Origin of the sequence: Vibrio sp. 10N.286.49.B3, from assembly GCF_002873395.1 — a bacterium.
Taxonomy (GTDB): domain Bacteria; phylum Pseudomonadota; class Gammaproteobacteria; order Enterobacterales; family Vibrionaceae; genus Vibrio.
Window position 1 is genome coordinate 8908 of sequence record NZ_MCUV01000029.1, and the last position, 9308, is coordinate 18215.

At 38.3% G+C, this 9308-nt stretch carries 9 protein-coding genes; 6 read left to right on the top strand and 3 right to left on the bottom strand.

Annotation, left to right across the window (positions count from 1 at the left end):
* The 3 genes from BCU68_RS10665 to BCU68_RS10675 form a co-directional block, all read left to right on the top strand.
* On the top strand, positions 1-794 hold a 794-nt coding region (locus BCU68_RS10665), incomplete at its 5' end, for an ABC transporter ATP-binding protein (RefSeq protein ID WP_133126146.1).
* Positions 791-2929: an ATP-binding cassette domain-containing protein gene (locus tag BCU68_RS10670; protein ID WP_102564740.1), complete on the top strand. Its 2139-nt coding sequence runs from the start codon at positions 791-793 to the stop codon at positions 2927-2929. The genes BCU68_RS10665 and BCU68_RS10670, both read left to right, overlap by 4 nt.
* A gap of 3 nt (positions 2930-2932) precedes the next feature.
* Positions 2933-3304: a hypothetical protein gene (locus BCU68_RS10675; protein ID WP_102564741.1), complete on the top strand. Its 372-nt coding sequence runs from the start codon at positions 2933-2935 to the stop codon at positions 3302-3304.
* A 79-nt stretch (positions 3305-3383) separates the two neighbouring features.
* On the opposite strand, the gene BCU68_RS10680 is transcribed toward BCU68_RS10675, so the two are convergent.
* Positions 3384-4277 (bottom strand): sigma-70 family RNA polymerase sigma factor, encoded by an 894-nt coding sequence (locus tag BCU68_RS10680; RefSeq protein WP_102564742.1) that lies wholly within the window; start codon positions 4275-4277, stop codon positions 3384-3386.
* Positions 4278-4491: 214 nt separating this feature from the next.
* Here BCU68_RS10680 and BCU68_RS10685 point away from each other — a divergent pair, with 214 nt between their 5' ends.
* The gene (locus tag BCU68_RS10685; protein WP_198591723.1) at positions 4492-5517 is read left to right on the top strand and encodes a sensor domain-containing diguanylate cyclase; all 1026 of its coding nucleotides are present in this window, start codon (positions 4492-4494) and stop codon (positions 5515-5517) included.
* A 33-nt stretch (positions 5518-5550) separates the two neighbouring features.
* On the opposite strand, the gene BCU68_RS10690 is transcribed toward BCU68_RS10685, so the two are convergent.
* Entirely contained in the window at positions 5551-6558 is a 1008-nt protein-coding gene (locus tag BCU68_RS10690; protein WP_102564744.1) for a hypothetical protein, read from the bottom strand.
* Between the two features lies 1 nt (position 6559).
* Positions 6560-7909, bottom strand: a complete 1350-nt coding sequence (locus BCU68_RS10695) for an anaerobic sulfatase maturase (RefSeq protein ID WP_102564745.1) — start codon at positions 7907-7909, stop codon at positions 6560-6562.
* A gap of 140 nt (positions 7910-8049) precedes the next feature.
* Here BCU68_RS10695 and BCU68_RS10700 point away from each other — a divergent pair, with 140 nt between their 5' ends.
* Both BCU68_RS10700 and BCU68_RS10705 read left to right on the top strand, forming a co-directional pair.
* Complete coding sequence (locus tag BCU68_RS10700; RefSeq protein WP_102564746.1) at positions 8050-8865, top strand: SUMF1/EgtB/PvdO family nonheme iron enzyme; 816 nt, start codon at positions 8050-8052, stop codon at positions 8863-8865.
* A gap of 55 nt (positions 8866-8920) precedes the next feature.
* Positions 8921-9308 (top strand): alkaline phosphatase family protein (locus tag BCU68_RS10705; RefSeq protein WP_198591724.1); only part of this gene is annotated, 388 nt, incomplete at its 3' end.

The window sequence follows — 9308 nt, forward strand, 5'->3', positions numbered from 1 at the left end:
AATCCAGTCAAGGGATAATGGCGGCAATCATCATGTTAACTAACCGCTACTTTGCCCCATATCAGCAAGTGGTAAGAACGGCCAGTCGCTGGAAACTGCATAAAATGCACATTCAAAGGATTGCTGAACTGCTTGATTTAGCAGCGTCTATTGAACAACAAAATGAACACACTGATATCAATAAAATTAACGTGCGCTACTCGGACAAAAAACGAATTGAATTTGAAATTGGTCAAGCTTATCTACTCACCGGCTTAAGTGGCTCTGGCAAAACACACTTAGCCGCTTGTATTACGCGTCAAATTACAGATAACCGTCTTGACATTAAAGTCGACGATTTGCCACTCGCTGATATTAATTATAACGTCTGGCGAAATAGTGTCTTAGTTATTGATAAATCGAGCTCATTTGTTGAAGGGACCATTATTGATAACCTCACCTGTTTTCGCCCTAGCTTAAATAACGCTGCATTTGCACTGTGTGAAACCCTCAATATCAAGAGCCAAATTGATAGCCTCCCCGCTGGGTTTTATACCGAGATTAAGGGTCATCTGCGCTTGCCTTTCTCACGCCAAGTTACCTACGCGCTCTTTATTGTAAGAGCACTGATTGCTGATAAAAAATTGCTTATTTTTGATGATCTAGACTCCGTTTATGACAGTACTTTTGCCCAAGTTGTGCTAACGAGTACCGCTTACCGAGCAAGCAATAAAACACTTATTATTATCAGTAACAAAATGGATAAGATTAGCCATCGCCTTAAAAAAATCAAATTAAACGGAGGGGATCTATGAGCATTTTAGTTGACTTTAATGACATGACTCAACGTCTACAAGATTTTGAAGCAGATAGCTATACTGAGCGCTACCAAAACTCACCACTGATAAAAGGCTTAGCCTATACACTCATTGCCGTTGAGTGGGAAGGTACACCTGCAATTCTAAGTGATGCTTTTATCCCAAAAGATGAGGATTATCTTAGCTTTTCCGCTACGCTTGAACGTTTGGGTTATCAATGCTTACATCAGCAATTGAAAAGTTTAAAAAACATCCATAATTACCCTCACCCTTGTTTTATAAGCATTAAGAACCTCAATGCTATTTTTATGGGAGTTAATGAGGATAAGCTGATCTTATTTGATTACTCCAATAACAATACTATTGAATACCCGATAACAGATACCCCCTGCACTCTAGTGACTATTAGTGAATACTCTCGATTATTCCGTGAACCACCACCAGAGTCTCAAGATAGAAGTAATTGGATAAAATACGCCTTTTATCGCTATAACAGTGAATTAAAAAGCTTAGTTATTCTTAGCTTTATGATCAGTGTGCTTGGTGCATTACAACCCTTCTTTATTATGAGCGTGTACAACTTTGCTCTCGCATCTAGCTCAGAAACCACTTTATATTGGTTAACACTATTCGCTATTATTGTCGCTTTCGGTGAGTACTTTTTTAAGCAACTTCGTGTAAGGATCATATCTACTTCTGGTAAAGATCTTGCTGTACATATTTCACAAAACGTCATGGCAAAACTTCTATGGTTACCCTACTCCATGACATCAAGTGCTGGGGTTTCTTCACAGTTAGCACGATTGAAGGATATTGATAACTTTCGAAAACTGGTTACAGCAGAGTCGACTCTAAGTTATTTTGATATGCCATTTGTGATCGTTTTTATCCTCGCGATCACCTTAATGTCCGGTATGGCAGCACTTGTTGTACTCGCTGGTCTTATCTTCATGCTGCTCTTTTGTATTTATTCTCGCTACCTTTATACCCAAGCCACCTCAAAAAGCTCACGGGCTAATGCCATGGTATCGTACCAATGGAATGAGATTTTACGCGGAATAAAAACGGTTCAAGGTCTGCCGCTACTAAGAGTTATTCAATCTCGCTTTAGTGCATCGCATGAACAAAGTACTCAAGATGCTGAAAATGTTGGGGTTACTAATAGTAAAGTCCAGGCCGCCGGTGGTGGGATAATTCAAGTTATCGGGACAGCAAGTATTGTCACTGCCGTTATAGGCGTCATGGATGGTACCTCTGATGCAGGGGCAATGCTGGCAACGGTGATACTTGTTTGGAAGGCACTTGGTCCTATTATGGGTATCTATAATTCTATTTCAAAATTCCAATCCATTAAGTCATCTGCAGCGCAAATCAATAATCTAATGTCTCTTAATGATGACAAACTCAGCTTACAAAAAAGCCCACCTATCCGAAAATTTAAAGGTCATATTATTGGTAGTGGCGTGACCCATCGTTATAACGGGTCACCTACCGGTTTAACTAATTTAGGCTTCAAGATAGCACCTGGTGGTAAAGTCGTTATCTCTGGTCCAACGGGTTGTGGAAAAACAACACTCATATCGGTCATCGCAGGGCTAGAAGATCGCTACCAAGGTGCTGTATTTATGGATGGCTATAATATAAAGCAGTTTAATAGTTTCCGTTTTCGAAAATCAATTAACTATATCCCCTTTGAAATGCATATTTTTGAAGGTAGCGTAGAAACCAACTTTATATTGCATAATGGTTTGATAGCAAAGGGTAAAATGAATGAAATCCTGGAGTTTTTCGATCTTAACCACTGGTTACCAGATGGTCTAGATACGATACTTAGTGTTGATAAATATAATAACTTACCTAATGGTGTACAACAAAAAATACGCTTAGCGATTGGGTTAGGTGCATGTGAACAGCAAGTGATTATTATTGATGAACCTTTTAATGGCAGTGAAAGTGAAAATACTCTGTACTTCAATCGCCTCTTTAGCGACAAACTATTAGACAAAACCGTTATTTTTTCTTCCAATGACCCGAGTCTAATCGCGACATCAAACTTCAGTCTAGTCTTAGAGGCTGATGGTAACTTAAAGTACTTTGGCCTCACCGATAAATACTTAAATAGTTTGGGGTAACTTATGTATAAATATGTAAGTAATAAGATGGACTTAACTTATAAATCCCCAATACCAAATGGTGACAACTTAACATTGAATGATATTCCAGAAGAAGAGTTAGAGATAAGAGAGGTGGTGAGTTGCTGGTATGAAAAAGGCTTCCAGCACTTAGATAGGCTCGAAAGTTCGGATATTGATATTAATAAAAAATCAATAGAGAAACACCAACAAGTGATTAGTAGATATGATTCAACGCTACTATTTTTACTCAAGAATAAAGCTTATCACGCCTCATTATCAAGAATTCTGACTCAATGGGATAGAGACAGTGCTGCGTTTGCACATATAAAAGGTCTACTTTATATCTCCGAAGCACAGGGGGAACAGCACTAGTGATCCAAAAACAGTCACCCAAAAACGTAGTTTCATCGAGTACAACAAGAATTATTTCAACAATACCTATATCGTTAAGTTAGATCCATTCGTCAAACTTTAATCTTTTTTGAACTCTTTTGATTGCTTCACAATGTAGTTGCCTAACCCTTTCAGTCGACAAATCCATACACTTAGCGAGTTCTGTTAATGTCTGAACTGGTTGATTAAATAACCCATATCGTGCCACCAGCACGGCTTGAATTTTTTCGGGTAAAGTCTTAATCACTTTCTCTAAAGCTAGCGTAAATTGTTCATGTTGAAACTCTTCTTGAGGGTCACGTATTGACTCACTTTCATATTGATCAAGGCCTAGAGTTGGTTGAGCTAAATCAACCGTCGTTGAAGTTTCGATGAAGCCACTCAACCGAACTAAATCACTTACCTTGCCAATCGGTAAGTCTATTTGCTTTGCTAATTCTGTCATCGACATTTCACGTGATACTAAATTTCTAGCTTTATGATTAGAAACGGCTAATCGGTTAATTTCTTTATGTATATGTACCGGTAAGCGAACGGTTCTACCATGGTTCATTAAACCTGATTCGATACTCTCTTTTATCCACCAAACGGCATAAGTGGAGAATCGATAACCCAGTGCTGGGTCAAATTTATCAATTGCTTTTATTAAACCTATATTTCCTTCTTCTATCAAATCAAGTAAAGAAAAATGGTGATTGTGTCTTTTCAAATACGTTCTTGAAATTTTCACAACTAACCTAAGATTGGCCTCAATCATTATATCTCTTGCTTTTCTATCCCCTTGACGGCACTGGTTCGTATAATAACGCTCTTCTTCAGCCGACAATAAATTAATATCCAGAACATCAGAGATGTAGTGAGAGTAAGAGTCATGATTTAAGGAAACCTTCGTCTCAACGCGAGATTGAGTCTGATTTAAGGCATCTGAATAAGCTAACCTTCCTTCTGTCATAACACACCCCCTTACTTAATCTAGTTTTAAAATTTATTATGTCTCAACATCGAGACGTCAATATATTGACAAACCAAAGATCGAATACTTTCTATGCAACTAGTCTAGAGTAGCAATAACACTTTTACAATGAAGTTGAATATGCGTTTAGTTGCTCCTCTTGGGGAATTTAGACTAGTATAAATAAAAATGAATACTGAATAGGTTGATGCTCTTGCCATTTATACACTCACTTTCTTCTAATGCATTGTATTTAATTATATTACTTATGGGGTTGATGCTCATCATTGCTCTAGGGTTGCTTTTTGCCTCTAGCCGAGTGAATCGCACACATAAGCGCAATATAGATGAATTAAAAAAATTGCAAGCGACTGTCAATGTCGGTCATTGGAGTTGGGATATAAAAACAAAGGCAACTTATTGGAGTGATCAGCTTTTCACCATATACGCAATGCCGAATAGCAACCCTGTAACCTACCCATTATGGTCTTCACGGGTGTATCCTGATGATCTCAACAAGGTCAATGAAGCAAAGCAACGGGCAATCACAACTAAAAAACCACAAAGTGAAGAGTTTAAAATAATCCAATCAGATGGCTCTATTCGCTATATTTCCTCGACCATAGAAGTTGAATTAGATAGTAATGAGGATGTCATACGAATATTTGGAACTAACCAGGATATTAGTGATAGAAAAAAAGCAGAAGAACTAAAGCTATCACAGGAAATATATGCTCATTCCGCACATCATGATTTTTTAACGCGTGTTAACAATCGGTTGGGTTTTGATGCAAATTTAGAGCATGCGATTCAAAGTGCCACCCGTAATAAACACAAAACGGCACTACTCTATATTGATTTAGATGAATTTAAGCCTATTAATGACGATCTCGGGCACTACTTTGGCGATGAACTATTAAAAGTTATCGCACAAAGACTAAAAGATTCTGTGCGATCCGAAGATACTGTCGCTCGTGTTGGTGGTGATGAGTTTGCTATTATTTTGACTAAGATTACTGAAAATAATAACGCACAAGTTATTGCTGAAAAAATCATTCATTGCATTAATAAACCCATCACGATTAATGGCCACACGCTCACTCTAACGGTCAGTATTGGTATCTGCATTTTCCCAGATGATGCCGATGATGATGAAGAAATTGTCAGAAATGCAGATAATGCCATGTACCAAACGAAAAGAAATGGCCGTAATGGTTACCATGTTTTTACCAATAACTAACCTTTATCTATTCCAGTGGTAGATAGGGGGTTATCAGTCTCTTACCTTTTTAATCACACTCTCTGGTACCTTGCTTTCTAGCTCAGTTATGCAACTTTCTGTGCGGCTATGATTATGGCGTTTATAAATATCACACACAGCATAAAGTTGTTCTGGTGACCCTGAGATATAATATGAACGCTCAAGAGATTGTGTTGCTTTTTCCACACTAAACTCTTCTTGTAGCACGCCTGTTAAGTACCAGTAATAGCTATTTGTATCGGCTAACTTCGCTGCCTTTTCCATATCTTCTGCTGCCTGTTTCATTTTTTTCATACGCACCTGCGTTAATGCTTTTGAGTAATATAATGGGGCATAATTAGGGTGTAATCTTATCGCTTCAATTAAAGCGGCATTCGTTCGTTGATCATGACCACTAACCCTAAAATTATCAGCATAATCAAGCCACAACTGTGGATCATTTTGACCTATTGCAAATAATGAGATAAAGATATTTTCAGCACTCTCCCATTGCCCATACCAGCGATATAGATTGGCTAATTTTCTTTTTAATTCAATGCTCGACTGTGTAGATAGATAGAAAGCTAACTCATCAATCATTGGCTCTAGCTCAATTTTTTTCTTTTGAGTCATTTTTGTATACCCTCTTAAAAGGTCATACGTAATCGCTCGACGTATCTCAATACTTGCATGGTCAAATAATGGCTCGAATAAACGCCATCGATAGTCTAACGAATAAGGCTTAGCGCCATTTATAGCGGCAAGTTGAATATCTTCATTATCCTCTTTCAATGCTCTAGCTATTGCCACTAAAGAGTTTTGATTAGGATACAAGCTCAACTGATTTAAAGATTCAGCTCGTTCATTCGTTGATAATTGCTGGTTTTGAGCCCGATATGCTAATGATGAAATATGCTCTTGAGAAAAATCTACTTCTGCACCAATAAAATGATCTGGCATTAATTCGATCTCTCCAGCAAAACTGTATGACACCATCAATGTTGAGCAAAAAGAAAATAGTATTCTGAAAACTGCATTCATTTTATTTCCCTCGATTAAACTTACGATCTTTTGCCATTAGATCCCAAATTACAGCATCGTTATACTTGCCATGTACCACTTTATGTCCAACAGATCGTAGAATATATGCCATTTTCAAATCAGCATGATTAAAGAATTTCTTCCATCCTGCGCATAAATAATTTAATCCTGACTCACCATTGCGAGTAGTTATAAAACGATTTTTAGGACATTCTCCAAAGCATGCAAATTGATATTCACACTCTCTACAGTCCGTAGGTAAAGACTTAGACTTTGCAAAACCAAATGCTTGTTGCTCAGAGCTATACGCCATATCATCTAATTTATCATGATGTATATTGCCAATTTTATATTCAGGATATACATAATGATCGCAGGCAAAAACATCACCAGAAGGCTCAATGGCTAACCCTTTACCACATACTTCACCTAATGTGCATAGTGGGTTTTTATGCCCCATCCATGTTTCTAAGCTCGCTTCAAAATATTGAACGAATACTTTACCAAGGTCGTTTTGACTCCACTCATCAAATATCGCTATCAGAAAGTCGCCCCAAGCTTGGTCTGAGACACACCAAGACTCAACAATGGCATTTTTATTCCCAGGAATTAATCGCTTATCACCTTGCTGAACTGCTTGACTAATCAGAGAGTTAGCAAGCACTTTACCATATGCACCACACTGCGGAGCATCGGTTCTAAACGTCTTTTGCTCAACAATAGGAATGAACTGCATCTGTGGTGATTTAACGACATCTCGTAAAAAACGATATACCTCGAGTGGGGTTTGGCTCGTTAAATTATTTACACAAGTCAAAGTAGCAAATTTAACTTGGTGCTTGTGTAATAAATCAACGGCCTTCATCACTTGTCGAAATGTTCCGCGACCTGCTTTATTTGTTCGATAGGTGTTATGCAGTAGCTCGGGTCCATCAATACTCAACCCAACTAAAAAATGATTATGATTTAAAAACTCACACCACTCTTCATTAAGTAATAGGCCATTAGTTTGCAAATCATTTGAAATAACGATACCTGGTGGCTGGTATTTTTTTTGTAATGCCACAATCTTTTTAAAATACGCCAGCCCCAGCATTGTCGGTTCCCCCCCTTGCCAAGAGAAAATAATTTCTGGAGTATTTTGAGCTTCTATGTACTGACGGATATAGCTTTCTAATGTTAAGTCGTCCATTTTCGGCGATTTTCCAGCTTGGTACTCTAATAAGTCTTGTTTGCTTAGGTAATAACAGTAAGTGCAATCAATATTACATACAGCACCAATAGGCTTTGCCATAACATGCAGACGTTTTGATGCTTTACCATTAAATTGAGGACCTTGAGTAATATTCATTCATCACCTATGCGTTTATTGCGAGTTCGATGGTGATTATATATCCCGCGATTCTTCGCTTCGCCTTATATCCAATATAACCTTAAGGTATACCCTAAAACGGTATTATTGTGCTTGTCATATACACAGAGGTCGACCCAATGCATGCACTTACCAACACATATTTCAATGCTATTCAGTTACCAACAATATTCTCTAAAGCTGCCATTATTTCTCTCATATTCTCTATTACTGGATGTGCTTCTTTAGCACCTCACCCCATCGCGATGTCGATAGAAAAAGATATGGTTTTAATACAAGGGGGGGCTTTCGATATGGGCTCGAATAGTGACGATGCTCATCGATCTGAAACACCAGCCCGAGAAGTGACTGTGGATGGTTTTTATCTTTCAAAGTTTGAAGTCACGCAAGAGCTCTTTGAGTCTGTAATGGGGCCTTCATACAGTTATTTCCCCGATCCCAATATTCCAGTGAATAACCTGAGTTGGCAGCAAGCTAATTACTTTATTAAAAAACTCAACGAATTAACTAATGAACAATATCGCTTACCAACAGAAGCAGAGTGGGAGTTTGCTGCACAAGGTGGCACTTTAAGTCAACACTATGCCTACTCTGGGTCAAATAACATTGATGATGTCGCTTGGTATGCAAGTAACTCGAGTAATCAAGCGCACCCTGTCGGGCTAAAACAGCCCAATGAACTCGGTCTTTTTGATATGACTGGCAATGTTGGTGAGTTTGTCAGCGATGCATTTGATGATAGTTTTTACCGCTATGCACCCAATCATAACCCAAGTAATTCGCAACATAGTGATATCGGGTTAATGCATAAATCAGTACGTGGTGGCAACTTTGCGTACGATGCAAGTGATTCAAAAAACTATCGCCGCGACTTTGCTAGTCAATCTATTACTATGTCTGATATGGGGCTACGCTTAGCGCGTAACGTAAATTAATCCCGCACCGAACCATTTCATTGTAACCAATCAAATCAATTTTATAGGCTGGATTATGCATAAAGCACCTTTATTATATTTAGCATTCTCAACGGCAGTCTTATTGCCGACAGATTCATTCGCAACAACGACTCAAAAGCCAAAACTTATCGTTCAAATTACCGTTGATGGCTTACGAGGAGATTTACTTGAACGTTATAAATCCAATTTTGGACAAGGTGGGTTTAATTATTTAATGGATCAAGGCACATACTACAACAATGCTCACTTCCAGCATGGCAATACAGAGACCATTGTTGGCCATGTTTCCCTCGCGACGGGCGCACCACCGAGTGTACATGGGATGATTGGCAATGTTTGGTATGATCGCAGTCAAGAAAGACTGGTATATAACGTCGAAGACGGTAACTATAATATGTTAACCGCAGGATCGGGAGTAGACC